Origin of the sequence: Halopseudomonas oceani (assembly GCF_963677335.1) — a bacterium.
GTDB lineage: Bacteria > Pseudomonadota > Gammaproteobacteria > Pseudomonadales > Pseudomonadaceae > Halopseudomonas > Halopseudomonas oceani.
Map to the genome: position 1 here is coordinate 2212204 of NZ_OY781932.1, position 26252 is coordinate 2238455.

At 58.7% G+C, this 26252-nt stretch carries 28 protein-coding genes and 1 pseudogene; 20 read left to right on the forward strand and 9 right to left on the reverse strand.

Annotated features, from left to right (window positions below):
* Position 1: 1 nt before the first annotated feature.
* The 4 genes from ACKPCU_RS10465 to ACKPCU_RS10480 all read left to right on the forward strand — a co-directional run bounded on the left by ACKPCU_RS10465 (position 2) and on the right by ACKPCU_RS10480 (position 3817).
* Positions 2 to 1873 (forward strand): hypothetical protein, encoded by a 1872-nt coding sequence (locus ACKPCU_RS10465; RefSeq protein ID WP_321346479.1) that lies wholly within the window; start codon positions 2 to 4, stop codon positions 1871 to 1873.
* Entirely contained in the window at positions 1873 to 2109 is a 237-nt protein-coding gene (locus tag ACKPCU_RS10470) for a hypothetical protein (RefSeq protein WP_321346481.1), read from the forward strand. Before ACKPCU_RS10465 ends, ACKPCU_RS10470 begins: the two co-directional genes overlap by 1 nt.
* Before the next feature lie 309 nt (positions 2110 to 2418).
* The gene (locus ACKPCU_RS10475; protein WP_321346482.1) at positions 2419 to 3396 is read left to right on the forward strand and encodes a PA5033 family protein; all 978 of its coding nucleotides are present in this window, start codon (positions 2419 to 2421) and stop codon (positions 3394 to 3396) included.
* Positions 3397 to 3481: 85 nt separating this feature from the next.
* Positions 3482 to 3817 (forward strand): M15 family metallopeptidase, encoded by a 336-nt coding sequence (locus ACKPCU_RS10480; RefSeq protein ID WP_321346485.1) that lies wholly within the window; start codon positions 3482 to 3484, stop codon positions 3815 to 3817.
* A 2-nt stretch (positions 3818 to 3819) separates the two neighbouring features.
* Here the strand turns inward: ACKPCU_RS10480 and ACKPCU_RS10485 are convergent, their stop codons facing one another.
* Complete coding sequence (locus tag ACKPCU_RS10485; protein WP_321346486.1) at positions 3820 to 4038, reverse strand: hypothetical protein; 219 nt, start codon at positions 4036 to 4038, stop codon at positions 3820 to 3822.
* Positions 4028 to 4750: a hypothetical protein gene (locus tag ACKPCU_RS10490; RefSeq protein WP_321346487.1), complete on the reverse strand. Its 723-nt coding sequence runs from the start codon at positions 4748 to 4750 to the stop codon at positions 4028 to 4030. The genes ACKPCU_RS10485 and ACKPCU_RS10490 overlap by 11 nt, the downstream gene beginning before the upstream one ends.
* Before the next feature lie 115 nt (positions 4751 to 4865).
* Between ACKPCU_RS10490 and ACKPCU_RS10495 the strand changes: the two genes are divergently transcribed.
* The gene (locus tag ACKPCU_RS10495) at positions 4866 to 5333 is read left to right on the forward strand and encodes a hypothetical protein (protein ID WP_321346490.1); all 468 of its coding nucleotides are present in this window, start codon (positions 4866 to 4868) and stop codon (positions 5331 to 5333) included.
* Positions 5248 to 5445 (forward strand): annotated as a pseudogene (lysC, locus tag ACKPCU_RS10500) (Rz1-like lysis system protein LysC); the annotation flags it as partial. The gene ACKPCU_RS10495 and the pseudogene lysC, both read left to right, overlap by 86 nt.
* Positions 5446 to 5537: 92 nt before the next feature.
* On the opposite strand, the gene ACKPCU_RS10505 reads toward lysC, so the two are convergent.
* Both ACKPCU_RS10505 and ACKPCU_RS10510 read right to left on the reverse strand, forming a co-directional pair.
* Positions 5538 to 6797, reverse strand: a complete 1260-nt coding sequence (locus ACKPCU_RS10505; RefSeq protein ID WP_321346491.1) for a hypothetical protein — start codon at positions 6795 to 6797, stop codon at positions 5538 to 5540.
* Between the two features lie 218 nt (positions 6798 to 7015).
* Positions 7016 to 7165, reverse strand: coding sequence for a hypothetical protein (locus ACKPCU_RS10510; RefSeq protein ID WP_321346492.1), 150 nt, complete (start codon positions 7163 to 7165; stop codon positions 7016 to 7018).
* 398 nt (positions 7166 to 7563) lie between these two features.
* On the opposite strand from ACKPCU_RS10510, the gene ACKPCU_RS10515 reads away from it, so the two are divergent.
* The 3 genes from ACKPCU_RS10515 to ACKPCU_RS10525 are packed head-to-tail and all read left to right on the forward strand — an operon-like array spanning position 7564 to position 9025.
* Entirely contained in the window at positions 7564 to 7737 is a 174-nt protein-coding gene (locus ACKPCU_RS10515) for a hypothetical protein (protein WP_228246903.1), read from the forward strand.
* Complete coding sequence (locus ACKPCU_RS10520) at positions 7734 to 8201, forward strand: hypothetical protein (protein ID WP_321346496.1); 468 nt, start codon at positions 7734 to 7736, stop codon at positions 8199 to 8201. Before ACKPCU_RS10515 ends, ACKPCU_RS10520 begins: the two co-directional genes overlap by 4 nt.
* A complete protein-coding gene (locus ACKPCU_RS10525; RefSeq protein WP_321346498.1) occupies positions 8198 to 9025 on the forward strand; it encodes a BRO-N domain-containing protein in 828 nt (275 codons plus the stop codon). The genes ACKPCU_RS10520 and ACKPCU_RS10525 overlap by 4 nt, the downstream gene beginning before the upstream one ends.
* Positions 9026 to 9058: 33 nt before the next feature.
* On the opposite strand, the gene ACKPCU_RS10530 is transcribed toward ACKPCU_RS10525, so the two are convergent.
* Entirely contained in the window at positions 9059 to 9718 is a 660-nt protein-coding gene (locus ACKPCU_RS10530; protein WP_321346499.1) for a hypothetical protein, read from the reverse strand.
* A 658-nt stretch (positions 9719 to 10376) separates the two neighbouring features.
* Here ACKPCU_RS10530 and ACKPCU_RS10535 point away from each other — a divergent pair.
* The 5 genes from ACKPCU_RS10535 (at position 10377) to ACKPCU_RS10555 (ending at position 14227) form a co-directional block, all read left to right on the forward strand.
* Entirely contained in the window at positions 10377 to 11330 is a 954-nt protein-coding gene (locus tag ACKPCU_RS10535) for an endonuclease (RefSeq protein WP_321346501.1), read from the forward strand.
* 173 nt (positions 11331 to 11503) lie between these two features.
* Positions 11504 to 12241, forward strand: a complete 738-nt coding sequence (locus tag ACKPCU_RS10540; protein WP_321346502.1) for a GNAT family protein — start codon at positions 11504 to 11506, stop codon at positions 12239 to 12241.
* Positions 12231 to 13370: a mandelate racemase/muconate lactonizing enzyme family protein gene (locus ACKPCU_RS10545; protein ID WP_321346505.1), complete on the forward strand. Its 1140-nt coding sequence runs from the start codon at positions 12231 to 12233 to the stop codon at positions 13368 to 13370. Before ACKPCU_RS10540 ends, ACKPCU_RS10545 begins: the two co-directional genes overlap by 11 nt.
* A 76-nt stretch (positions 13371 to 13446) precedes the next feature.
* Entirely contained in the window at positions 13447 to 13824 is a 378-nt protein-coding gene (locus ACKPCU_RS10550) for a DUF7079 family protein (protein WP_321346507.1), read from the forward strand.
* 67 nt (positions 13825 to 13891) lie between these two features.
* Positions 13892 to 14227, forward strand: coding sequence for a glyoxalase superfamily protein (locus ACKPCU_RS10555; protein ID WP_407651852.1), 336 nt, complete (start codon positions 13892 to 13894; stop codon positions 14225 to 14227).
* A 28-nt stretch (positions 14228 to 14255) separates the two neighbouring features.
* Here ACKPCU_RS10555 and ACKPCU_RS10560 read toward each other — a convergent pair whose 3' ends face one another.
* Positions 14256 to 15323, reverse strand: a complete 1068-nt coding sequence (locus tag ACKPCU_RS10560) for an NAD(P)H-dependent flavin oxidoreductase (protein WP_321346510.1) — start codon at positions 15321 to 15323, stop codon at positions 14256 to 14258.
* Between the two features lie 74 nt (positions 15324 to 15397).
* On the opposite strand from ACKPCU_RS10560, the gene ACKPCU_RS10565 reads away from it, so the two are divergent.
* The 3 genes from ACKPCU_RS10565 (at position 15398) to ACKPCU_RS10575 (ending at position 19165) form a co-directional block, all read left to right on the forward strand.
* Positions 15398 to 16285, forward strand: coding sequence for a LysR substrate-binding domain-containing protein (locus tag ACKPCU_RS10565; protein ID WP_321346512.1), 888 nt, complete (start codon positions 15398 to 15400; stop codon positions 16283 to 16285).
* A complete protein-coding gene (locus tag ACKPCU_RS10570; RefSeq protein WP_321346514.1) occupies positions 16269 to 17399 on the forward strand; it encodes a YbfB/YjiJ family MFS transporter in 1131 nt (376 codons plus the stop codon). The genes ACKPCU_RS10565 and ACKPCU_RS10570 overlap by 17 nt, the downstream gene beginning before the upstream one ends.
* 404 nt (positions 17400 to 17803) lie before the next feature.
* On the forward strand, positions 17804 to 19165 hold the full coding sequence (locus tag ACKPCU_RS10575) for a spinster family MFS transporter (protein ID WP_321346516.1): 1362 nt from the start codon (positions 17804 to 17806) through the stop codon (positions 19163 to 19165).
* A 71-nt stretch (positions 19166 to 19236) separates the two neighbouring features.
* Here the strand turns inward: ACKPCU_RS10575 and pabB are convergent, their stop codons facing one another.
* Genes pabB through rloB form a run of 3 tightly spaced genes read right to left on the reverse strand, consistent with a single transcriptional unit; the run spans position 19237 to position 23129 of the window.
* Complete coding sequence (gene pabB / locus ACKPCU_RS10580; RefSeq protein WP_321346518.1) at positions 19237 to 20583, reverse strand: aminodeoxychorismate synthase component I; 1347 nt, start codon at positions 20581 to 20583, stop codon at positions 19237 to 19239.
* The gene (locus ACKPCU_RS10585) at positions 20580 to 21593 is read right to left on the reverse strand and encodes an alpha-L-glutamate ligase-like protein (protein ID WP_321346520.1); all 1014 of its coding nucleotides are present in this window, start codon (positions 21591 to 21593) and stop codon (positions 20580 to 20582) included. The genes pabB and ACKPCU_RS10585 overlap by 4 nt, the downstream gene beginning before the upstream one ends.
* Before the next feature lie 9 nt (positions 21594 to 21602).
* Positions 21603 to 23129: an osmotic stress tolerance membrane protein RloB gene (rloB, locus tag ACKPCU_RS10590; protein WP_104738608.1), complete on the reverse strand. Its 1527-nt coding sequence runs from the start codon at positions 23127 to 23129 to the stop codon at positions 21603 to 21605.
* Positions 23130 to 23431: 302 nt separating this feature from the next.
* Between rloB and ACKPCU_RS10595 the strand changes: the two genes are divergently transcribed.
* The 3 genes from ACKPCU_RS10595 (at position 23432) to prpC (ending at position 26252) form a co-directional block, all read left to right on the forward strand.
* A complete protein-coding gene (locus ACKPCU_RS10595) occupies positions 23432 to 24139 on the forward strand; it encodes a GntR family transcriptional regulator (RefSeq protein ID WP_229744435.1) in 708 nt (235 codons plus the stop codon).
* Positions 24139 to 25023 (forward strand): methylisocitrate lyase, encoded by an 885-nt coding sequence (gene prpB, locus ACKPCU_RS10600; protein ID WP_321346522.1) that lies wholly within the window; start codon positions 24139 to 24141, stop codon positions 25021 to 25023. The genes ACKPCU_RS10595 and prpB overlap by 1 nt, the downstream gene beginning before the upstream one ends.
* Positions 25024 to 25094: 71 nt before the next feature.
* Positions 25095 to 26252 (forward strand): bifunctional 2-methylcitrate synthase/citrate synthase, encoded by a 1158-nt coding sequence (prpC, locus tag ACKPCU_RS10605; RefSeq protein ID WP_321346524.1) that lies wholly within the window; start codon positions 25095 to 25097, stop codon positions 26250 to 26252.

Consider the following 26252-nt stretch of genomic DNA (forward strand, 5'->3'; position numbering starts at 1 on the left):
TATGAGCTATGTGCCGTCAACGGCTGTCTTTGAGTTTGAGGGCGGTCAGTATGTCCCTGTGCTGCCGTTGGTGTTTGATTTCGGCGGCAACTATGCTGGCTACGCACTGCCCCCCAGCCTCGTCACGTCCCTGACCAGCACCTGGTCGCGCCCATCGGCAACCGCAGACGCGGGAGCCGATGCGAGCTGGAGCGCAGTCGGCCACCGCGATGCGGCTGGTGTTTCCGGCTGGGGCATCGGCCAAGTTGTCGACCTGCAGCGCGGCGCGCCATGGTCTGGGGTGCCAGCGAAGGACAGCAGCAACGATCTGGAGTGGGGCGCTGCCAGCGCTATGGATGGTGCAGCAAGCCGCGCGCAATGGGGTGACCTGCCGGCCAAGGATTTGGGCGTTGCGCCGGGGTGGGATCAGAGCATCCAGCCGGTCGAATGGCGGGTGCGGCTGGTCTACAACCCGCGCGTGCCGGCCAAGGATGCGACCACCCGTGGCCGCTATCAGCGCAGCGCTGAGTATCGCGCCCGGAAGCTGCAGCAGCAGAGCAGCCAGTTGTATGTGCCGCCGAAACCGTTGGCGTTCGCGTTCGACGGAGGGCTGTACACGCCAGCTGTGAACGGTGCGGTGTTCTTCACCTTTGAGCTGCCCGCGACGGTGGCCGGCCAGATCGGCCCAGTGGATGCGTCAACCCGCATGCCGGTGCGGCCCGCTCGCCGGGTCAACCTGTTCAGCCGCTTGCTGTGGGGCAGGGCAACCCCGCTGGACCCAGTGCCGACAGGCATCGAGTACCCGGACTACGAAGGCCCCATCACCATTATCACCCCGCCGGCCGAGCCGGATATTCTGGAGACTTACATGATCGCCAACAGCGTCAGCTTCCTGGTGCTGCCCGACCGTGTGCCGCTGGAGGCGACAAACCTGCGCATCGGGCGTGATATCGACAGCTTCGCCTGGACGCTCTCGGCCAACCTGTTCGGGCACACGTCGCTCAGTCAGGTGCGGCCAGATGCCAACGGCCCGAAGGAAGTGGAAGTGGCCATCAATGGCCACGTCTGGGTGTTCCTGATCGACCGCTACAGCGGCACTGGCCAGCTCGGCAAAGAAGTCTACGGCATCACCGGCGTCAGCCGCACCCAGCTGCTGGCCGCGCCTTACGCACCAGCACGCAGCCAGGTGAACTCGGCAGATATCAACGCCGAGCTGGCCGCCAGCAATGAGCTGATCAACACCGGCTTCACCCTGAATTGGGAAAGCTACACCCTCGGCCCGCCTGACTGGACCATGCCTGCAGGGGCGTTCAGCTACCAGAGCCAGACGCCAATGCAGGTGATCGCCTCACTGGCCGAGACGGCAGGCGGCGTTGTCAGTCCTGCAATGGCCAGTGACGAGCTGACCATCTTGCCGCGCTACCGCGCGCCGGTCTGGCAGTGGTCCAGCGCAGTGATGGACCGCATCATTCCCGCTGCAATCATCAGCGACTGGGGCAGTGAGTGGCAGCCGCAACCGGAGTGGAATGGCTGCTATGTCAGCGGCACCAACTACGGCGTCGCAGTCGATGTGCGCCGAGCCGGTACCGCAGGCGATAACCCCGCGCCGGACGTGTTCGCGGACTGGATCACCGGCACCGAAGTGGCCCGCAGCCGAGGCATTGCCGAGATCAGTAAGGGCGGCAATCAGGAGATTGTCACCCTGAACCTGCCGCTCTTCCCGGCAGAAACCGCCCCCGGCCTGGTCACACCCGCGCAGCTGTGTGAGGTGCGCGACGTTGACGAAACCTGGCGCGGCCTGTGCCTGAGCACAGAGATCACCGCAGAGGGCATCGGCGCAAGCCGAGTCAAGCAAAGCGTCCGTCTTGAACGGCATCACGCGGAGGTCGCGTAGTGGCAACAGTCAACCCGTGGAAACGCTTCATCGGCCTGCTGCCGGGCGGCAGCCGCACAGTCGGCACGGTGGTCAGCGTCAACAGCACAACCGGAACCAGCACCGTGACTCTGCGCAACGGCGTGAACGTGGTAGTGCAGGGCACCAGCGTAGGGGTAGGGCAGAAGGTGTTTATTACAGACGGCAGCATCACCGGCCAAGCGCCGAGCCTGCCGCAGTACGACATTGAGGTGTAGTAACGTCGTGAGTTGTGGGAGCCTGAGTAACAAAGCGCCCATCCCTTTTTTCTGAGGATCACTGTTTCTGTTTGTTGCATGTTTTCGTTCATCGAAGGTGATAAGGGTCACGCTTATGAAAATTAAGCACTTAAAAGGCATTGACTTATGGGTAAGCGAAACGTGATATGTTTATCGGGACTGGCCAGTCCGCGATACTTGGTAAATGAATGGTCTGTTAAAAAATGCCGGTTATGCGGTTCTTTGGCTTGGTTAGTGCAGGACGATGATTGCGAATTATGAATGGAATTTTGATATAGGGATGGGGTTATGCGTAATCAGATATTGTTCTTTGTCCTTTCGGTTCTTGCTTTGGCTGCTTTTAGTTCTCCCTCTTATGCAGGGACGTATTTAGGTAGTTGGGACCTGAGGGGTGATGGCCAGAGGGATCTGGTATATAGAGAGAGCTTCGGTATTAGAGTCCTTCAGCCGAATGGGAATCGACGTGACTACTCTCTCGGCAACACCGCTTGGTCTCTTTTTGGTGCTTACGATACAGATGGAAATGATGGCGCGGAGCTGGTGCTGAAGGCTGGCGAAGATGTGGTGATAATTGACCACGCCTATCAATCGATTAGACGCTATCCTGTCGGTCGTATGGCTTGGTCAATTGTACGTGCAGCTGATTTAACCAGCGATGGGGCTGACGAGCTGATAGTCAGGTTCGGTAATAGCCTTCGAATAATTTCTGACGAGAGCTCCAGTCAGCGGGATATTCACTTCCCTGGAAATGATAGCTGGACTTTGGTTGATCTCGCGGATCTTTCAGGGAACGGCCTTGACCTAATTATCAGCAAGCCTGGTGGAATACGTATTGTTGATCCGAGGCTTCCCAGTTATAAGGAATTTAATTTTTCAGGTTTCAGCGAATATTACGGTGTCGCTGATCTTGGTAAGTCGGGTTTGCAGGTTATCGGGCGCACGTCGACTGAACTTTATGTTATCACTGGCGGGCGTAACGGCAGAGTAAAAAAATACCCGATTACTACCGAGCAGAGTTGGGCTATTTATCAGCGAACTGCTGATACAGATGGACGGTCGGGCGAGGAAGTGATAATTGTTCTGCCAAATTCTATTAAGATTGTTTCGCATAGGTCGGGTGCTGTAAGGACTTATGATTTTCAGAGTAATTACACTATTGATGCTGTCCAGGATATGGATGGGCGCTCGGGCGATGAGATCGTCGTTGCCCTGTCAAATGGGCCAGTAAGGATTATTTACGATAGGGGAGGGCGTGTAGGAAATTAACGCCCGATATTTTTCAGAAAGTTTTATCTAGAACTTCTCTCTTTCTTAGCCCGCTTCGGCGGGCTTTTTTATGCCTGGAGAAAACATGACCCTGGGAAGTAAACAGCGGCGCTTCACGCGCATGATCGGCCTGCTGATTGAGTACGCATATCAGCAAGGGTATGAGCTGACCTTTGGTGATGCCTATCGAGATCCGCGGGTGCACGGCAAGGTAGGGGAGAAGAAGAGCTACAGCGCCGCCAGCAGTCTGCACAAGCAGCGGCTGGCAGTGGACTTCAATCTGTTCCGTAACGGCCAGTACCTGACCAGCACCGAAGACCACCGGCCGCTGGGTGAATACTGGGAGTCACTTGGCGGTAGTTGGGGCGGGCGTTTTAACGATGGTAACCATTACTCCCTGCAGCACCAGGGGCGTCGGTAGCGCTACAGCTCGCATTTGTACCGCTGGGCCAGCTCGATGCCGAGGCGTTTCACTTCGTCTCTGGCAATGGCACGTTCTGCTTCGGTCAGGTCTTCGTCGTTAAATGCGTCAGCGTGCTCACCGGCATCCAGCAGCAGAGTTGCAACGTACCTGCGGGCCGCGTTGCGGGCGGCGTACTCACGCGGGTTTGGCCGGTAAGCAAGATGACGATTAGCCTTCACCTTCATTCTCCTCATCGGTACTGGCGGGAGTGAACGTAATCGCTCTAACCACTGTTTGCGAGTCGTTGGCGATCTTATAGACCACATTGCCAGATCTTAGGTAGGTGTATCGCTGGTCTGCGATCACGAGACTGCCCTGAATCGGGCCGTCGGGCGTGTTTATCGAATGAGTGCGCGTCAGCTGGGCATCAGTAGAGCTGATGTGCATTTTGATCAGCTCGCTGCGCATCGCGTTGGCGCCGCCGGAGTTAAATATCCATGCGGGGCCGAGAAGAAGTAGTACAGCAGACACAGTTCCAAGGGAGAGGCTTAGGATTATTCGAAACCAGTCGTTTTGGTTGGGGTAAGCGCCATTGAGAGCTGTGTAAAAAAGCCAAACGAAGAGGCCTGTAAGCACCAAGGCCACAGTGAATAAGGCTGGTCCTGCGCTCTCAATTGCAGAGGTAGTGTCCAGTGTGAAAATGTAGCCATATAGGAGCAGTGAGGGCAGGCTAATTTCTAGCTCGGCAACGTCTATACCTACCTTGGCTAGAAACCCAGCGATGAAAAGGTATCCCGTTCCTGCAAGCAGCCCGTTGATCAGAAGGGCCAGGGCGGGGAACCACTTGAACTGCTCTATCAGTTTGCCCATACCTAACGGCGCTTCCTGTTGGGCTGAAGCTTGCGGGGTGTTTTGAGTCCGCTTCGGTATATCCCAACGCTTTTTTGTCATGCCCTGATCGTCCCTGAAAAAACAGCGAGATTATCACGCACGCGTATCTGTCGGCAGCTGCCTTGCTGTCATCCACCAGCCCGCAGCTGCGGGCTTTTTTGTGCCTGGAGGAATCATGTTTGGGAACTGGAAATGGGTGGGTCAGCTCGCGGCCGCGGCTGGGCTGTTGGTGATTGTGCTGGGGGCGGGGTGGTGGGCGGTGTCGCCGCGCATTGAGCTGCAGCGGCTGCGGGCTGATACAGCCGAGCGGGATCTGGCTAAGGCTGATGAGCTTATACAGGTGCAAGCGCGGGTGCTGGAAGGGCAGCAACAGGAGATGGGGCGCATCGCGGAGATTGGCCGAGGGCTGGAGCTGCTGCGCCAACAGGTGGATCGCAACGCCAATGATCAATCACAAGCGATAGAGGAGCTGGAACAGAATGACCAAACGATTCGGGAGTATTTGTCTGAGCATGTGCCTGCTGAACTCGGGCTGCTCTACGCCCGGCCAGCCACAACCGATCCCGCAGCCTACCGTTCAAAAAGCGCAGTGCAGCCTGGTGCCGTGCCAGCTGCCGGCGCGCAAACCGCTAGTAGTGAATGACGATTGGCGCAGGGCGTTGGATGAGGCGGAGGCGGCGCTGCTTAGCTGTGCTGCGCAGGTGCTTGGGTGCGTCGAGCTGCAGGAGGCTTCGTTGCAAGACGACTTGCTTTAGGGAAACAGTCGTTAACTACGAACTGGATTTTTCTGCTAATGATTTTGTATCCCGCGTCAAGTGATATATATTTCTCTTGCTCTAAGTTTGGTTTAGAAGTGGTTTATGCAGAGAAGTCGGTAGTAGTCGAGGAAAAGCGTTGGTCCGGTCGAGTCTGTTTTTTTTATTAGCTGGTGGTATATGGTGAGTTTTTTTATGTGCTTCTGAAGTTTTTTGCTGCGGTATTTTTCAATACCTCTTGCGCTAAATTCTAACGCTAGCTCTCGTGCTTCTCTGAATACTTCATGAGCTATAGAGTCTTCTTGTTTTTCTTCCGAGTATAAGGGCCTTGAGGGGTTCTTGTTTTTTTTTACTTGTGCCAAAAGCGCAAGCGAGAGTGGTAGGGCCTGCAGAGGCTTCTTGATTAATGTTGCTGTCGTTATGGTGAGCTCCTTTGTTGAGAGGAAGTACTGCGCCAGATTTTCTCCTTTGTCGCTTTTTGATGGGATTGGATTGAGGGGGGCTGGTTGTGGCGAGCTGGTTCGAGGAAAGTTTATGGAGAGGAGGTGGGGTGTGTGTTTATTTTCTGAATTGATGGTTTTTAATGCAGTTTCTAGCTGCAGGTAATTCTTGCGTGCATCGTCGTCTTGACCAATTGTCAATGGCGCTAGGTCTGTAAGTATTTCGCGCAAGTAGAAGCTTTCGAGCTCTGCATGCAGTGTCAGGTTGACTCTCATTGCGTGGACCTGAGCGATAACTAAAGCGGCTGCCGCAATGTTGTCGCTCTCAAAAGCATGTGTTGAGGTGTGGGATTTTGTTGACTTCAAAACCTCGCCGTCGATTAGGAGTCGAGATACTTCAATGAGGGCGTTTGGATATTCCAGGCAAAATATCCGCTCCGATAAGCGCTGACGAACTGTTGCAGGTGCGTCCCCCAGCATATTTGCAAGTAGCTTTGTTTGGCTTAGCAATTGGTCGACTGTTTTTTCTGGGAAATTCGACTGTTTCATAGCTTCTTTTATTTTTTTGCGAAGGTCTTCCTTTGATTTATAAGTGGTCCTTATTAGATTCTTAATGTGGTCGAGGGAGGGTGGGGCTATTTCTTGGCATATTTTATGGTTTACTGGATTTCCGTCGAAAAGTTCGACTTCCAATAAGGTTAGCGCCCACTGTTCGAGCTCGCTCGCTTGCTTTTGCGGTGGGTCTAAAAGCGATGTTAGAATCTTGATGTGAGCTGATATTTTTTTGAGCCAAGCGATCTCATTCTCGTTAAACACTAAAGATACGAGGATTTGGCTTTGATATAGATTGTCTATGAGAACTAAGCCCGCCGCCTCGGCACTTTTTTTTTCCATTTCCTCTTGTCTTGTCATGTAATGTCCTGTGGCTGCGGGCTACGATTTAAAACACTATTTTCTTCTTTCTGCGTCAGAGCGCCGTTGCGCTGGCGTTCTGTCTTTCCCCTTGTTGGTGCGGTGATCATGTGAGCCATCAAGCTTTTGCTTTCCATACGGTAGAAGGTTGACGGTTTCCGTTTTGCTATGGATCCAGCCTCGGCTGGAGCTGCGACCAATTAGTGTTTTTAGCATTTTTAGTCTTTCCCTGTATCGCTTTCAGGCTTCTGGCTTCTTCTTTTTGCCTTGAATGCGTCGTAGGCGTCCGCCGTTAGCTGAGCTGTTAATGTGCCAATGACAATAGGTGCCATTGCCCGGGTCACGCCAACCAAAATAGATACGATCATCGCTTGCTCCTTAGTGGGGAAAGGGAGGCTTACGCCTCCTTGGTGACCAAGTTACGGTTTCAGGTGGCCTGTGACCATGATCAGAATTTCCAGATAATTTGATCATGGACTTTTTTTGTTATCTGTGAGTCTGTTGATTTTTGGCACTGGTTCGGATACTTTCACTAGGTCGCTGCAAATTCAGCGACACGGGTTTGGCGACCCGAAACACAAGGCGGACACCGCCATTGCGCGGTTTTTTTGTGTCCGCAACACGGCAAGGCCTTTATGGGCGGGCCGTGTGGGAGACCTTCGGGTCTGCCGGTTACTTGTGGCCGGTTCGCCAACCTGCACGGTTCGCTCACCCTGTTTGGCGACGGGGCGAGCGGAAACAGACCGCTACACAAGAGGCTACTAACATGCCGAAACTTCCCGTTCTTACCCTCAATCCGTTCAAAAATCGTGCTGCCCGCTACCGTGCTCAGGCACTTACGGCGCTGCATGCGGACTCCTCCCTGTCTGTCCGGCTCAAGCGTTACAACGCAGCCATGGCCAAAGCCCGTGACCTGGAAGCCCGTGGAGGTGCCCAATGAGCGTCCAAGCGCAGGCGCCGGCAGCGGCTCCGCTGCACTTCAACAACCGGCGGGATCTCCCGCTGCATCGCTTACCCTTCATTGGCCCAGTGCGGGGCCGCACCCAGTTCAGCTTTTGGGCTGTGCCCAGAACGGGCGGCTACGCCGGCGGCAACGAAGTAGGCCGCGGGCTGGCTCGCATTTACCTGAAGTACCTCAAGCAGCACGGCCGGCCGGAGGGCTTGGGCGCGCTCCAGTGGATTGTTCTGGATATGATCGGCCCGGCCGCTGCGAGCGCGTTAACGCCGGAGCAGTCAGCTCTGCGTGGGCAGGTGGTTGGCTTCTTCTCTGAGCTGGACGCCTGGTTAGAGGTGGCTGTCTGCGATCTGGAGGGCGGCTTGGATGCTCAAAGCGATAAGGCACTGCTGGCCTTGGTCAATGCCGGCCTACGTTCTGAGGAGTGCGGCGAGGAGGGCAAGACATGAGCCAGCCTATCGAGTTCGCGTTTGATGACAAACCGGTGCGAGTGATACTGGTGGGTGGTGAGCCGTGGTGGGTAGCTGGTGATGTTGCAGCGGCACTGGCGTACGCCGAAGCGAAGGACATGACGCGTAATTTGGATGATGATGAAAAGGGTCGGCAGAATGTGCCGACCCTTGGCGGTGAGCAGGACATGCTAATCATCAATGAGTCCGGCCTGTACTCCGCTATCCTGCGTAGCCGCAAAGCCTCGGCCAAGCGCTTCAAGAAGTGGGTCACCGCGGAGGTGCTGCCCAGCATCCGCAAATACGGCGCGTACGTGATGCCCAACACGCAGCCCGATCCGGAGCCGGCACCCAGAGCGCCACGGGTAGAAGCGGAAGAGGTGGTTGCGGCGGGGCGGGTTTTCCGCTCGCTCTACACCGTCGGCCGCAGTATGGGTATGCCGCGCCGGCTGGCCGCCACCCGCGCCAATCAAGCAGCCGAGCGCACCACCGGCGTGGATCTGGCAGCAGAACTGGACGCCAGCCCCTGGCTGGATGGCCCAGACCTGCCAGCGCCGCAACGCAAAGCCTATGAGCTGCAGCAACGCATCCGTGCGCACCTGGTGGCTAACGACTGGCCGCAAGGCTTCAGCGTGCAGCAAGTGATAGAAGCGCTGCAGCTGGTCAATGACCGCGGCACCCAAACGTCCGTCGGCAGCTGCCTGCGCTTGCTCGGTTACAAGCGGGTGCGCCTGTCACCCACTGGCCCCGGTGGCGCACGGCCGTATGTGTATCAGTTGGTCACGCTGCCGGCGTTGGGTTGTGGTAGCGCGCTCATAGGTTGAATGCAGTCCTGTGCTTTGGGCTCGCAGCCGAGGTCAAAGAAGCAGGGCGGAAAGGATCGAGCCGATGGAAACCATGAGCAGCCCTACAATGATTTGATAGAAATTAGTGGTGCTGGCTTTTCTAATGTCTTCCTGCAGCTTTTTCTCAGTAGCTTCTGACTGGTTCTGTTGGTGATCAAGCCTTTGTTCTAGCGCATGAAATTTCAGTTTGTTTTCCAGGTTAGATCTGGTTGTTACTTCGATTAGCGCGTGTAGCTCGTTGATCAGCCAGGCATTGATGTCTGTCTGAGAGGCATTCGGGCCTAGCCCGCCTGTCATATAGCCTGCCCCGACAGGTCCAGACATTTTCCCGTGTGCTGAGCCAGAATGAACGGTCCGCTTTTGTAGGGGGTTGCGAGGGAACGTTTTCAGCCAGTTCGTGAGTACGGCTAATGGTGATGGTACTTGAGAGTCGAGCGCTGAGAGCAGTAGCGCCCCAGCACTCAGGAATGCGCCAGTGATCTGTAGGGAAATTAGGATGTTTCCGAGGCTGCTATGGGGAAAAAGTTTGATCGCGATACCGGAGAAAAGCAGTCCAAGTAAGAGAGGGTAGAGTGGGCGCAGCCAAGGGACCACATCAAAAACTAGCCAGCGCGCTTGCTTTTTCAGTGCCTTGAGAAGCTCTATGCTGGATTTGTAGGCTTTTTTCAGCATTGGTTTGGGCGCTCGTTGCGGTCAGATGGGCCTCAATGATGAGCGATAGACGGGCATGACCGTCAAGGTTCGATAGTGCCTTTTCGTATGGCGGTGCTTAAATAGTGCTACAGGGTTTTTCTTTTTCTTTGTAAATTTATGATTTTTATTGATTAATTTTTAATGTGCTTCCAATCCATCATCGGCGCAACGCTGAAGCGGCGATTGGGCTCTGGGCGCGAGGTGTTGTTGGGCGGGAGGCTTGCGGGTTCATGGCTGACTGTCTGCGTGGTGCTAGGGCTATTGGTCCGCCACAGAGTAGCGGTTGTATCGCGCGGCCAGGGCAGATGAGCAGATAACAGCACTGACGCTCGGACAGGATGGAAAGCCGAGCTGCGCGCAGCAGGGGCTGGGGCACCTGGCTGGGTTGGGTATTTTATCAGGAAACACGGGCTTTCGAACGGGGGAGCGGTAAAGCTAAAAAAGGCACCAGCTGCCAGCTTTGCCCGCGGCGACTAGGGTTGCCTTTCGCAGTGTCTTTCTTTGCGTGAAAGCTCGTCAGTCGGTCGCCCTGGTGTATCTTGTTTGCCTCTCTAAGGCCCGTGCTTGAGCCTTAGGCGCTATCGGTAACCGGCGAACATCCCTACAATGCGCGCTTTTGCCGAGAAAGCTCCGCGTTATGAAGTCGCTGGCTGATCTGTCTGTCGTTGTACTGCTGTGCCTGTTTGTTTCCACCTCCTTTGCTGACGCGCCGTCGAGCTTCTCTGCTGCCAAGGCGATTGCCAAGCGAGAAGTCTTTTTTGATGAGCGGGCCGTCAGGCAGGGCGATCTGTATTGTGGGTGCCGCTGGGATTGGGTTGGGCGGTCCGGAGGTCGGGTCGATGCGCGCTCCTGTGGTTATCAGACGCGCGCCCAGCAGACGCGGGCAGAGCGGATCGAATGGGAGCATATTGTGCCTGCCTGGGTGTTTGGCCATCAGCGCCAGTGCTGGCAGAACGGCGGGCGGCGCAATTGCGTGATGAACGATCCGGTGTTCCGGGCGATGGAGGCTGATCTGTTTAACCTCTACCCGTCCGTGGGGGAGGTCAATGGCGATCGTAGCAACTTCCAGTACGCAATGGTCGGCCGAGCGCCTGCGCAGTACGGTGCCTGTACTTCAAAGGTCAACTTCCAGCAACGGGTGGCCGAGCCTCGGGATGAAGTGAAGGGGCTGGTCGCGCGGATTCACTTTTACATGTACGACCGCTACGGGTTATCGATGTCTCGTCAGCAGCAACAACTGCTGATGGCGTGGAATCGTCAGTATCCGGTTAGCGAGTGGGAACGGGAGTGGAGTGACCGCACTGCGCGGGTGATGGGCCACAATAATCCCTTTGTCACGGGCGAGCGGTCCTGGACGCTTGGGCACAGGCCTACACGCGATGGTGTTGTATCTTCAGTGCCCGCGGTCAGGCACGAGCCAGCCGCTGGCAGCACTGGCGGCATCATCGGTAATCGAAACAGCAAGGTTTATCATCTGCCCTCAGGCTGTCCGAGCTATGACCAGGTCGCAGCACGCAATCAGGTACATTTTGAATCCGAGACCGCCGCGCTGGCGGCCGGGTTCAGGAAAGCGGGTAACTGCAGCGATTGACGTGGCGGTCAGCTTTATCTGGTCGCTGGGCGCAGCGCAGCTGACTGGGTACACTCGCGGCATATTGCCGTTGCCTTCGACTGCAATGGCTGACCAATGGGGAAGGGCAGCACGCTGCCGTGATAGACAGTACGCAAAAATGAGCTGCGCCGGCGCAAGGTGGTTGAGGGATCATGTTTTCAATTCAGGCTCGCTGTTTGGACTGCGCGGAGATTGCTCCCTCGCTGAACGAGGAAATCTGGGCGCTGTATGGCCAGGCGCACACTATCGCATTTGAGCAATTCAGCGAGCGCTGGCAACGGCTGGACAAGGTGGTGCTGTTTCGCCACCGCGCTTCCGGCCGGCTGGTCGGGTGTATTGGCGTGCGTTTCCATGACTTCTTGATCGGCGGCAGCAAGCCAATGCCGACACTGTACTTTGGTCAGGTCTATATCGATCCCGCATATCGCGGACGGATGCTGGTTCAGCGTACGGTGCTTCGGTTCATGCTGCAGGCGAAGTGTCGTCACCCGCTGCGCACCTGCTATTTCTGGACCGATGCTCTGAGCTACAAGCCTTACCTGGTCATGGCCAACAACCTAGCCGACTACTTCCCGCACCCTGACCGCGAAACGCCACCGGAGATACTGAGTCTCAAGGCAGCGATAGGGGAGCGCTACTATCCCGACACCTTTCAGGCGTCCACCAGAACGGTTAGAAAGCCGTCCAATCTCTTGAGCGACAAGAGCGTCATGATTGCCGAGCAGGATTTACATAACCGTTTTATTCGCTTCTATGCGCAATGCAATCCAGGGCACGCCAACGGCGACGGCTTGTTGCTGGTGTGTCCGATGAACATCAGAAATGTAACGTACTTCGTGCGTCGACTGATTGCCGGAAAGCCGCGCAGGAGTGCTCATCATGCAGGTTGATAGCGCACAGCTGTATCGCATGCGGCTGCCGTTTCGCCAGTCGTTCAAGCATGCCTTGGCCGAGCGTCAATCGTCCGAGTCCCTGCTGCTACACCTGACGGCCAGCGTTGACGGTGAGGTCGTTTCGGGGTTTGGTGAGGCCTTGCCGCGGGCCTATGTATCCGGCGAGACGCTGGAGCAGACTGAGGCAGCAATCCGCCAGTTTCTGCCGGCGCTGAGCCAGGTGGCGTTTCAGTCAGTGGGCGATATCGCACGCTTCTGCGAGGCTTTCGAGTCGCGCTTCGAGCAGCAGCAGTGCGCACGTGCACTGCTGGAGTTGGCGCTGCTGGACCTGCTCAGCAAGGTACGCAAAACGCCGCTTGCGGACTGGTTTGGCGGGTTGCAGGCTGGCCGTATTCAGTATTCGGCAGTGGTATCTGATGAAGCGCCGACGGCGCTCGCCAAGTTGGTGGAGCAGATGCGCGGGTTTGCCGTGGGCCCGCTGAAGCTCAAGGTGGGGCGTGATCTGAAACGAATCCACCAGCAACTGGAGCTGCTGCGCACGGCCTACCCGGACAACGATATTCGTCTCGACGCCAATGGCGCCTGGGAAGACGTGCCCGCCGCTGACGCTGCCCAGATCATCGAGCGTTATGCCATCTCTTGTCTGGAGCAGCCGGCTATCGTGACGGATACCCAGGCCCTGGTCACGGTGCATGGACGGATCAAGAGCCGCTGCGATGTTCGTATCGTGCTGGATGAGCAGGTGCGTTTGCGACCGGTTTTGCAGCAGCTGATCCAGGCCCAGGTGCTCGATTGCCTGAACATCAAGATATCCAAGGTGGGCGGGCTGCTGAATGCACTGCAGTTTCACCAGATGGCGTCTGCGGCCGGCCTGCAATGCCAGTTGGGCGCTAACGTAGGTGAGAGCTCGCTGATGACCAGTGCAGCGCAGTTGTTTGCCGGGTTGACCGGGGATCTGATCTACCACGAGGGAGCCTATGGCACTCTGTTGCTGGAGCAGGACTTGTGCGAGCCCCCGGTGATGTTTGATGCAGCGCTGCAGGCGGACGTGTCGCGTTTCGCCACGGCGCTGGGCTGGGGCGTCGGTCCTCTGGACCTCGCGCATCCGGGCTTGCAAGCGTTATAGCCACCGCGCTGCCCGGGTTGGGGCTGCGACTCACGAGGGAGAGCGTTCGATGTTCAGTTTTTTGCGACAAAGGCTGATGCCCGCACGTGCCGCGCCGGTGTCCATGCCGCCGGTGGATGAGCGTCGCCTGGCCCTGTGGCGAGCGCTGTCCGAGCTTTTTCTGGATACAGAGCCAGATGGCACAGCCTTCGACTATATCGCCCGAGTGGTGTTGGAAAGCGGCTACTTGCCCATGCAGGTTAAACAGGTGCTTTGGGCCGAGCTGTTTCCAGTGCTTGCCGGCAATCTGCGCTCGGTGGCGGGGGAGTGGTCAGGCTGGTCGGATGACTGGTTACTGACCCATATCAAGCCGGTGACCCAGCTGGCGCGAGTTGGCGGCCGGGGCGGGGTGGCGCGGGAGATCCGGCGCTGCTGGCAGGCGGTAGCGACGCGGCTGCCGCCAGACTTCGGTTAGTATTCCTCATTATTGGTCATCACCGTGACCTGAGGACATTGGCTTGGACTTTCAGACTATCCCGATAATGCGGATTTTCGATGAACAGAAAGCGAGGGACTTCTACCTCGGTTTTCTCGGTATGACCTTGGATTGGGAGCACCGTTTCGAGCCGGGTTACCCGCTGTACATGCAGGTATCGAAGGGGGCACTGGTGCTGCACTTGAGTGAGCATTCGGGCGATTGCTCGCCGGGTAGCAAATTGTTTGTCAATGTCAGTGATGCGCGTGCGTTGCTGGCAGAGCTGCAGGCCAGGAATTACGCATACTGTCGTCCCTCGCTGGAGTTGGCAGCGTGGGGCGACTATGGCTTCCAGGTGGTTGATCCGTTCTCCAATCGTATCTGGTTCAATCAACCCGAATGATCGGCGCGCCAGGGCGCTGATCAACGGATCAGACGCTCTCGCGCCATTCGCGTGCCAGCACGGCAACCAGCTCCGCCGCCGGTAGCTGACGGGCCAGCGCGGCGCCCTGGCCGGCCCAATGCGCGGCAAAGGCGTGATTACCCTGTTGGCTGGCGGCGGCGTGCAGCTGTTTGGCGGCGTCGTAGGCGATGGGGTAGCCCGGCGGCACGGGCGTGTCGGCGCCATCACAGAACCGTATCAGCTCGTTGACGATACCGCGTGCCGGGCGGCCGGAGAACGCGCTGGTCAAGCGGGTGTTCCGGGCATGTTCGCTCGACAAGTTGGCGCGGTAGGCCGCTGGCGCGCAGGACTCCGGGCACAACACAAAGGCGGTGCCGAGCTGGGCTGCAACAGCGCCCTGGGCTAGGGCGCTAGCGACCTGCTGGCCGTTCATGATGCCGCCGGCGGCGATAATGGGCAGCGTTATGTGTTGGCCTAGCTGCGCAAGCAGTGCCGAGGTGCCCAGCTGCTCATCGTCTGCGGAGGGATCAAACATGCCCCTATGACCGCCAGCCTCGATCCCCTGAGCGACGATGGCGTCGATGCCGGCTTGCTCGACCAGCTGCGCTTCGTGCAGGTTGGTCGCGGTCGCCAGCAGGCAGATACCGGCGTCTTTCAGTGCCTTGATGCGCTCGGCAGCAGGCAGACCGAAGTGGAAGCTGACGACCGCCGGCCGCTGTTCCAGCAACAACTCCAGCGTCTCGTCGTCCTCTACAAAACTGCGGTAGATCTCGCTTAGCGCTTCAGGGGGCTGCGCCCCGACGCTGTGAAACAGGGGCGCAAGATACTTCAGCCAGGCAGCCTCACGCGCCGCGTCGTGCACGGCAGGTGCGTGGCAGAACAGGTTTACGTTGAAGGGCCGAGAGGTCAGGGCGCGGGTTTGCGCCAGTGCGCTGCGGGCTTGCTGAGCGTTGCCGGCACCGATGGCGATGGAGCCCAGACCGCCGGCATTGGATACCGCTGCGGCCAGCTCCGGGGTGGATACGCCCGCCATAGGGGCTTGAATCAGAGGCAGCTCGATACCGATGTGCTCCAGCAGAGGTGAGGTAGGGTGCATATTATCTCCCGGGCTGTTGATGTGTTCTTTTTTGGAGAATATTATTTAATAAATATTCTTTCAATGAGAATTATATGGACAGCGAAACCCTGCGTATTTTTTCTGCCGTTGCCGCCGAACTGAGCATTACTCGCGCAGCGGCGCGTCTGGGGCGTGCGCCCTCCAACGTCAGCACGCGGATTCAGCAGCTAGAGGGTGAGTTGGGCATCGAGCTGTTCAGCCGTGTTGGTAAGCGCATGTCGCTGTCGGCCGCTGGCGAGCGCTTGGTTGAATATACCGCCCGATTACTGGCGCTGGAGGAGGAGGCGCGACATGTCGTCAGTGCTGGCGGACACGCCGGCGGCTTGCGCATCGGCAGCATGGAAAGCACTGCGGCTGCGCGTTTGCCGGCGGTGTTGGCGGACTATCATCGGCAATATCCGCAGACGCACCTGCAGCTGCAGACGGGGCCGTCGCGGCCATTATTGGAAAAGGTGCGCAACGGTCAGTTGGACTGCGCCTTCGTTGCTCTGCCGGCGGACTTCGGTGGCCTGGACGGTCTGTCTGAGCTGGGGCTGCAAGGGTGTGCAGTATGGCGTGAACAGCTGTTGCTGGCGCTGCCGGCCGATGCCCTGCCAGCGGAGGGCGTGGGTGCCATCGCGCTGCGTTCGCTGGCGGCGTTTCCTCAGGGGTGTACGTATCGCGGCATCGCCGAGCAATTGCTGGGCGTGTCGGGCTCGCTCGAGTGGCGCGTGCAGGAGATGAATTCCTATCACGCGATGATTGCCTGCGTGGCGGCAGGCACCTGTGTCTCGTTGTTGCCTGAGAGTGTGTTAATGCTCAGCCCGGCCCATAGTCAGCTGCAGACGCTGCCAGTGGTGCAGGCCGATACCCTGCTGGTCTGGCGACAGCACTACGCCACGCCCGCATTCGAGCGACTGCAGGCGCTGTTGCCGGAGGCCCCTGATGCACCGGCAGTCTGACTTGCGCAGCGCGGCTGAGGCGGCGCTGATTTTGGTGATCGGTATGGGCTTCGGTCGCTTTGCCTTTACCGCGCTATACCCACTGATGGTCGAGGAGGGCGTGCTGACGTTGCAGGGCGGCAGTCTGGCAGCCTCGGCCAACTACGCTGGCTACCTGCTCGGTGCGCTGCTGCTGATGTGGACGCGCAGTCATCGGGCGCACCTGCTGTGCGTCGTGGCCATGCTGGGGACATCGGCTTGCCTGGCGGCGCTGGCCGTGGTCACCGCGACCTGGGGCATCGTGGTTGTGCGACTGCTGGCGGGTGTGCTGAGTGCGGTGGCGATGGTGGCTGGCTCGCTTTGGTTGTTTGAGCATCGCCGGCAGTTTGCCGGTGCGCCGTTACTGTATGCCGGGGTCGGTCTGGGTATTGCTGTGTCTGCCGAGCTGCTGGTGTTGGGGGGCGCGTTTGGCTTGCACAGCGCAGGTTTATGGTTGCTGCTGGGCGTAGTTTGCTTCGCTTTGAGCCTGCTGGCGTTGCCTGGTCTGCTGCTCGATCGGGCTGTGGTCGCTGCCGCCCCGGGTACGGCGTCAGGGCAGAGCGCCGCGCCGGTCGCAGCCTGGCCCCTGGTGGTGCTCTACGGTTTGGCGGGGTTGGGCTACATCGTGACGGCAACCTATCTGCCGGTGCTGGTGCGCGACAGCTTTCCGGACCTGAATGCAGCCCATGTCTGGGCGGTTTTCGGGTTGGGTGCGGCACCGTCCTGCTTTGTGTGGCACCGGGTCCATCAGCGACTGGGATCGCGCGCTGCACTACGGGTAAATCTGCTGATTCAGGCCGGTGGCGTCGCGCTGCCAGCCATGTTGCCGACGACGACTGGCTTTTTGCTGAGCGCCTTGCTGGTCGGGGGCACCTTCATGGGCACGGTTACCATCGCCATGCCGGCCGCGCAGCAGGCTGCCCGTCACGCGAAGATCAACCTGATGGCCGTCATGACCCTGGCCTACGGGGTTGGCCAGATTGCTGGCCCCTTGATGGCCGACCGGCTGCACACCCTTTTTCTCAGCTTTAACAGTGCGTTGCTGGCCGCAGCGGGGGCGTTGATTGTGGCTGCGCTGTTGACGTTACGCCTTTGAGGTATGACCTGTCAGGCTGTGCTTTCTTGTACTGAGAGCGCTCGACCCGGCTGCTGGCGCCTATCGTATTGAGCAACGGGTCGAACAGCCAGTCGACAGTCCGAGCGCCGCGCTGGCGCAGGGCTTCGTCGTTGGGGAGTGCAGCCCAACCGTCAGCTCGTCTTCCTGCGAGGGTATTGAACATCTTAGCGACGGCTATCGGTGCTACTTAACCTGCGCGTCGTCACAGGGGCGATACGGGCAAGGGGGCGACAGAAACGGCCATTCAGCTAATTGATAGCGCTGTGATCATATGACGCTTATTGGTTTCGGTCCCTGTCGGGATCGGTGAGACTGGTCGAAATGCCCAATCCAGAGGCTCTTCCCTTGCTCTGGCAAGGTTGAATAACAAGAGAGGTCAGCTCATGCAACAGCCACAACAGGCGAAAAACGCCTGGCGGGTACTCTTCCTGCTGTTCCTGGCGAACATGTTCAATTTTTTCGATCGCACCATCCCGGCCATCATTATCGAGCCGCTGCGAATGGAGTGGGATCTGAGCGACTTTCAGCTTGGGCTGGGGGGGACCGCCTTCACGGTGATCTATGCGCTGGCCGGCATTCAGTTGGGGCGTATGGCTGATATTGGTTCGCGCCGCAAGATCATGGGCTGGGGGCTGGCAGTCTGGAGCGGTTTTACGGCGTTGACCGGCGCTGCCTGGAACTTCTGGAGTTTCCTGATCATTCGCATGGGGGTCGGCGTGGGCGAGGCGAGCTATGCGCCTGCTGCAAATTCCCTGATTGGTGATCTGTTCCCAGCGCACAAGCGGGCCCGGGCGATGGGGATATTTATGCTTGGCCTGCCGCTTGGCCTGCTGTTGGCATTCTTTACTGTGGGCGCAATGGTGGAGGCGTTCGATAGCTGGCGCGCGCCATTCTACATTGCTGCTGTGCCGGGGCTGTTGCTGGCCGTGTTTGTCTTCATGATCAAGGAGCCGGCACGCGGCGCCGCCGAAGTGGTGCGGACCAGCACCCAGCCGGTCGACAAGCCGATGCGCAAGATTTTTGCCGTACGCACCTTCTGGTGGCTGACGCTGGCCGGTCTGGCTTACAACTTCGCGTCTTATGCCTGTAACTCGTTCATGGTGCCGATGCTGCAACGTTACTTCCATCTGTCGCTGCAGCAAGCGGCTGTTTCTACCGGGGTAATTGTCGGTGTTACCGGCCTGATCGGCCTGACCACCGGTGGCTGGATTGCCGACAAGGTGCATCAGCGCTGGGCCACTGGCCGACTGATGTTTGGCGCGATCAGCATGCTGGTTTCGGCGCTGGCAACCGGTTATGCGCTGCTGCAGGACGAGATTGCGATCAGTCTGTTCATCACCGTATTCGCGATCGGCTGGCTGTTCTCCTACAACTACTTCACCAGCGTTTACACCGCGATTCAGGACGTAATTGAGCCACGTCTGCGCGGTACCGCGGTGGCCCTGTTCTTCGCCTGTCTGTATCTGCTGGGTGGCGGTATGGGCCCCGTTGTGGTTGGTCTGCTGTCGGATCAGTTTGCCGAGGCAGCACGGGTTGCGGCGGGTGCTGCAGAAATGAGTGAGGTCTTCAAGGCGCAGGGGCTGCACGACGCGATGATCTCTATCCCGGTTGCGCTGCTCGCGGCGATGCTGGCCCTGCTGATGGGTGCGCGTCACTTTGTGGCGGACTCGCGGCGAATGGAGGCGGCGATGGCGTCCGATGCCCAACTGGCTGATGCCGAAGATGAGGCAGTTGCTCCGGCGTGATGTGAGCATTGGCAGACAAAGAAGCCCGGTTCAGACCGGGCTTCTTTTTGTCCTTTAACAAGGGGGGCGCTTTACTGGGCTTGGTGCAGGGCATCCAGCAGGTTGCCAACCTTGGTCAGGGTTTCCTGGTATTCGGCATCCAGTTCGGAGTCGGCGACGATGCCGCCACCGCCCCAGCAGTAAATGTGGCTGGCATGACACACAAGGCTGCGAATGGCGATATTGAAGTCCATCTGGCCTTCGCAGCCGAGGTAGCCGACGCTGCCGCAATACAGACTGCGGCGCACCGGCTCCAGTTCCTCGATGATCTGCATGGCCCGTATCTTTGGCGCACCGGTAATCGAGCCGCCGGGGAAGGCGTGCATCAGCAGGTCGATGGCATCACAGTCACTGCGCAGCCGTCCGGTGATGCTGCTTACCAGGTGGTGCACGTTCGGGTAGCTTTCCAGACTGAACAGTTCCGGCACCCGGATGCTGCCCGGCTCGCAGCTGCGGCCGAGGTCATTGCGCAGGAGGTCCACGATCATAAGGTTTTCTGCCCGGTCCTTCTCGCACTGCTGCAGTTCGTTGGCGAGGGCTCGGTCTTCTTCCGGTTCACCGCTGCGCCTGCGCGTGCCCTTGATTGGTCGCGTTTCGACGCGGCCGTCGCGCATCTCGATGAAACGCTCGGGTGACAGGCAGAGCAGCGCACCTTCGGTCGTTTCCAGGTAGGCGGAGAAGGGGGTTGGGCTGCGTTCGCGCAGGGCGTTGTAAGCTGTCAGCGGATCTCCGGTATAGCGACTGCTGAAGCGCTGCGCCAGGTTGATCTGATAACAGTCGCCGGCCTGGATGTAGTTCTGAATGCGGGCAAACGCGTGGGCATATTGGGCCTTGTCTTGCTCGGCCGAAAACGGGCTTTTGAGTTTGAAAGGGCCACGAGCCGGCGGGCTGCTCTGCAGTCGTGCCAGCAGTGCTTGTTGCCGCACGAGGTCAACCTGTGGGTGGCAGACCAGCCAGCAGCGCTGACGCTGATGGTCGCTGACCAGACACCAGTCATAGAGGCCAAAGTTCAGATCCGGCAGAGCAAGGTCGTGACGGGCATGGCTAGGCAGGGTTTCCAGCTGGCGGCCGTAGTCGTAGGCGAGATAACCGACCAGTCCTGCGCCAAACGGCAGATGCAGGTCAGTAGGCCAGCGGGCAGGCCCTAGCTGTTGCAGAGCCGCACGCAGGTGCTGTTGCACCTGTGCGGGTGGCTGGTCGTCGACAATCTGCAGCAGTGGTCCCGCGCACAGCAGACTGTAGCGGCCCAGTTGGTTGCGCCTGTCTGCCGAGTCGAGCAGCACCGGCGCGCCAAGCGCCCGGACAGCCTCCAGCCGAGGGATTGGACTGGCCTGATAGGGCAGCTCGTGCAGGCGGTACTCGGGAGTGTCTCCGGTCATGCGGTGCTGGCGTTTGCCTCATCGCTGGACATTGGAGCCCCCGGCAGTTTGCCAAAATGCTGCTGGGAGAAGGCAACGCGTTCCTCGGCGGACTCCTCGCGACCCTCCTTCTTGAGCTGTGCGACGTGCCGTTCGACGATGTGGGCGCGGGTGGTCAGGCCCGCGTCGTTGGCGATCTGGATGTTGAGACCGGGGCGTGCGTTCAGCTCAAGAATCAGCGGCCCCTTGTCCTGATCCAGCACCAGATCCACGCCGATGTAGCCCAGGCCGGACAGTTCGTAACAGGAGGCGGCCAGGTGCATGAAGCCGTTCCAGTCTGGCAGTTGCACGCCGTCCACCTCGTTGGTGGTGTCCGGGTGCTTGCTGATGATCTTGTTCAGCCAGGTGCCCTTGAGGGTGATGCCAGTGGCCAGATCGACACCAACGCCGATTGCGCCCTGGTGCAGGTTGGCCTTGCCGCCGGACTGACGGGTCGGCAGACGCAGCATGGCCATCACCGGGTAGCCCATCAGGCAGATGATGCGGATATCCGGCACGCCCTCGTAGCTGATGCTTTTGAAAATCTGGTCCGGGGTGACGCGATATTCGATCAGGACCCGGTCACGGTGGCCACCCAGCGAGTACAGCCCCGACAGGATGCTGGAGATGTGGTGACCGATCTCGTCGCGGCTGATGATCTTGCCGCCGACGGTTTTGTACATCCCTTCGAAGCGGTCGGCGATGACAATGATGCCGTCGCCGCCAGCGCCTTGCGCCGGCTTGATGACGAAGTCGCGGTGTTCGGCGACGATGCTGTCGAAAGTGTCGAAATCCTTCTCGGTTTCGATGATGCCGTACAGTTCGGGCACATGAATGCCGGCGGTGATGGCGCGCTCCTTGGTCAGGATCTTGTCGTCCACCACCGGGTACAGGTGACGCTTGTTGTACTTGAGTACGTAGTCAGCGTTGCGACGGTTAATCCCCATGACGCCCGCGTCGGACAGCGCTTTCCAGGTTTTCCAGAAGAACATGTCGTTTCCTCAGCTCTTGGTCAGCGCCTTGAAGCGCATCAACTCGGTGAGGCGGTAGCCGCGGTAGCGACCCATCGCCAGCATGAAGGCCACCAGAATCAGCAGCACAGCCGGGAAGGTGAAGACGAAGTAGGTCAGTTCCGGAATGGTCATCAGCAGGTGTGCCAGCGTTGCGGCAATCAGGGTGCCGATGGCGGCCTTGAGTGACTGCGCGCCGCCCCGTTCTTCCCAGGTGATGGATAGGCGCTCGATGGTCATGGTCAGGATCACCATCGGGAACAGCGAAACGGCCAGTGCCTTTTCCATCCCCAGTTTGTGGCTGAACAGGCTGATGGCGGCGATGACCAGTACCACAAAGGTCAATACCACTGACAGGCGCGGCAGCATCTGCAACTTGAGGTGTTCAAGATAGGAACGTAACGACAGACCCAGCGCGGTGATCAGGGTAAACAGCGCAATACCCCAGCCGAGTTCGGTCTCGCGGAAGGCGAGGGCGATCAGTACCGGGGTGAAGGTCCCCAGGGTCTGCATGCCGATCAGGTTGCGCAAAATCAGAATGACCAGTACGCCAACCGGGATCATGATCATCACCTGATACACGCGCTGGGCCTGCAACGGAAGGCCGTACAGCGAGTACTCCAGCAGGGCGGAAGCGCTGTTCTGAGTGGTCAGCTTGGCCAGCCGAAGGGCGTTCATCTCGCTGTTGCTGACGGTCAGGGTGACGTTGGCCTGACGGCCGCCTTCCAGCGCCAGCAGTGGGTCGTTGCCGGTCCACCAGACCAGGCGGTTGTCAGGGATGCCCTGTTGGCCAGTTTCGGGATGGAAATACAGCCAGCGTTCGCCGTTATAGCTGCGCAGCCAGAGTTCCGGGGTCTGGGTGTCGGCGTTTTCCAGGCGAATGGTGTGAACCAGTTCCAGCGGGATGCGCGCGTTAGATAGCAGCAGATCAATGACTCGGGCCTTGTCCATGGCAGTGGTGCCGCCGGCCAGCAGCAGCTTGACGTTATCGTCGGTAATGTCGTTTACCCGGCGAATGGTTTCACTGATGAAGGTCTCGATGTCGGCCGAGTGCTGGCGAATCGGATTGATCAGCGCGTCAGCCGCAACCTGCTCCGGGCCTTCCAGCTGAATCGGTTGCGGTGTTGGCGGCGGCGCTGCCTTGGCTTGCTCTTCGCTGTAGCGTTGGGTCAGCACCAGACGGTAATACAGCGTCTGGGTACCGCTGGCACGACGCGATGACCAGGTAACCCGACGGTTGCCTTTCTGATTGTTGACGCTAACGCCATAGTTGTTGGAGATAAAACTCTCATTCAGGCTCACGTAATCCTGATTGAGCGGTGGAATAAAGAACTGCGCCTTGATCGGGGTGCCGGGTGTTGCGCGAAACTCGACTTTTGCATCCAGGCTCCAGATATCGTCGGTTTCATCCTCGGTAACCGGGATGTCGAGGACGTAGATCTGGTAACCGGTAATAAGTACGCCGAGTGCCACCAGTGTGGCGATCAGGATCTTCAGGTGCAGATTTATTGATTGCATAGTTATCTCAACAACTGTTTTAGGTCGGCCTGACTGTAGAGCACTCCGGCAGGCGCGGCAGGCTGGCGGCATCTTAGCATGTGCGCACGGCGCCTCGTAGATACCCCGCAGAGCCTTTTTTTTGGCCCTCCGGCAGACCTGCCTGATGTCGAGGGGTTCCCTCGGTGTTGCCGACAATGTTGGTGCAAAACGGCTGTTTCAGCATAGAACAAAGCCCGGCTGCCGGTAGATTGTTGACAATCCTGATTGATGGGGCGCAAAATCCTCCTTGTTTCCAACTCCGCAAACAGGATTGTAGACAATTGGCTGAAGCTACTCTTGACGGGCCCACTCAGACACTGTCCGATGGTGCCTTCGAACGTATCCAGGCGGCGATCGTCAAAGGCGAGATCGCACCCGGCACCCGTATTAGCGAGCAATACCTGTCGACCACCTTCGGTATTGGTCGCGGCCCGTTGCGTGAAGCTATCCGCCGGCTTGAAGGGCGACGTCTGGTCGTACGCATTCCCCATGCTGGCGTACGGGTGGTGTCGCTGGACTACGCTGAGCTAATCGAGCTGTATCACGTGCGTGAAGCGCTGGAGGGGATGGCCTGTAGGCTGGCTGCGCAGAATATGACTGAGGATGAGATCGCCGCACTGCGCGACGTGCTCGCCATGCATGAGCAGCACAGTGGTCTGAAGGCCAACAAGTCCTACTATCAGCAGGAAGGCGATCTGGATATCCACTATCTGATCGTGCAGGGGAGCAAGAACCGAACCCTGAGTCACATGCTCTGCGATGAGCTCTATCAGCTGGTGCGCATGTACCGCTACCGTTTCTCGACTACCCCCAAACGGCCGAAGCAAGCCTTTGCCGAACACCACAACATTATTCAGGCCATTGCCGATCGCGATGGCGAGCTGGCGGAAATGCTGATGCGTCGTCATATCAGCGCCTCACGCCGCAACATCGAGCGTCGACTGCAGGAGCAGGGCGATGCTGTCACTTCCTCAGGAGGAACAGTCTGATGTCGAAAACCCCGGGTAAACGTTTCCGCGAAGCACTTGCTGCCGAAAGTCCGTTGCAGGTCATTGGTGCCATTAACGCCAACCACGCCTTGCTGGCCAAGCGCGCCGGCTTCCAGGCTCTCTACCTGTCTGGCGGTGGTGTCGCCGCCGGTTCGCTGGGTCTGCCGGATCTGGGTATCAATACTCTGGAAGACGTACTGATCGATGTGCGCCGCATCACGGATGTCTGCGACTTGCCGCTGCTGGTCGACATCGACACCGGCTTCGGTCCGAGCGCGTTCAATATCGAGCGTACCGTCAAGAGCCTGATCAAGGCCGGCGCTGCTGCAGCTCACATTGAAGATCAGGTGGGTGCCAAGCGCTGTGGTCACCGTCCGGGCAAGGAAATCGTCTCCACCGAGGAGATGGTCAACCGCATCAAGGCGGCAGTTGATGCCAAGACCGATCCGGACTTCTTCCTGATTGCCCGTACCGATGCCATTCAGGCTGAAGGTGTGGATGCAGCGATCGAGCGTTGCAAGGCGTACGTTGAGGCAGGCGCCGACGGCATCTTCGCCGAGGCCGCCTACGACCTGCCGACGTACGAGCGTTTCGTCAAGGAACTGAACGTGCCGGTCCTGGCCAACATCACCGAGTTCGGTGCCACACCGCTGTTCACCCGCGACGAGTTGGCGTCGGTTGGCGTCGCCATCCAGCTCTACCCGTTGTCTGCCTTCCGCGCCTCCAACAAGGCCGCTGAGAACGTATACAACGCGATCCGCACCGAAGGTCACCAGCAGAACGTGGTTGACACCATGCAGACCCGTGCGGAGCTCTATGATCGCATCGGTTATCACGCGTTTGAGCAGAAGCTGGACGACCTGTTTGCCGCCGGCAAAAAGTAAACCTTGGCACTGGCCCCGCCAGACGAGGCCAACATTCATTTATAAGAACGATCCGTGAGGAGACCAACGCCATGACGTCCAACACCGAGACCCCAACTTTCAAGCCGAAGAAGTCCGTCGCCCTGAGCGGCACGGCTGCCGGCAACACCGCGCTGTGCACCGTCGGTCGCAGTGGTAACGATCTGCACTACCGTGGCTACGACATCCTGGATCTGGCCACCACCTGCGAATTCGAAGAAATCGCTCACCTGCTGGTCCACGGCAAGTTGCCGACCATCGCCGAGCTGACGGGTTACAAGGCCAAGCTGAAGGCGCTGCGCGGCCTGCCGGCTGCGGTCATGGCCGCCCTTGAGCAGCTGCCGCCGTCTGCCCACCCGATGGATGTGATGCGTACCGGTGTATCGGTTTTGGGTTGTGTGTCCCCCGAGAAGGATGATCACAATCACCCGGGCGCCCGTGACATCGCCGACAAGCTGATGGCGTCGTTCGGCTCCATGCTGCTGTACTGGTACCACTTCAGCCACAACGGCAAGCGTATCGACGTTGAGACCGACGACGACTCTATCGGTGGTCACTTCCTGCACCTGCTGCATGGCGAGAAGCCGCGCGAGTCCTGGGTGCGTGCCATGCACACCAGCCTCAACCTGTACGCCGAGCACGAATTCAATGCCTCTACCTTCACCAGCCGCGTGATCGCCGGTACCGGTTCCGACATGCATTCGTGCATCGCTGGTGCGATTGGTGCCCTGCGTGGTCCCAAGCACGGCGGCGCCAACGAAGTCGCCTTCGAGATCCAGAAGCGCTACGACAACCCGGAAGAGGCTGAGGCCGACATCCGCGCCCGTGTCGAGAAGAAGGAAGTGGTCATTGGTTTTGGTCACCCGGTTTACACCGTGTCTGACCCGCGCAACAAGGTGATCAAGGACGTAGCTCGCGAGCTGTCTGTCGAGCAGAACAACACCAAGATGTACGACATCGCCGAGCGCCTGGAAAGCGTGATGTGGGAAATCAAGAAGATGTTCCCCAACCTCGATTGGTTCAGCGCTGTGAGCTACCACATGATGGGCGTGCCCACCGCGATGTTTACGCCGCTGTTCGTGATTGCCCGTACCGCCGGCTGGTCCAGCCACGTGATCGAGCAGCGTATCGACGGCAAGATTATCCGTCCGAGCGCCAACTATGTTGGCCCAGAAGATGTGCCGTTCGTGGCACTCAAGGATCGCAAGTAA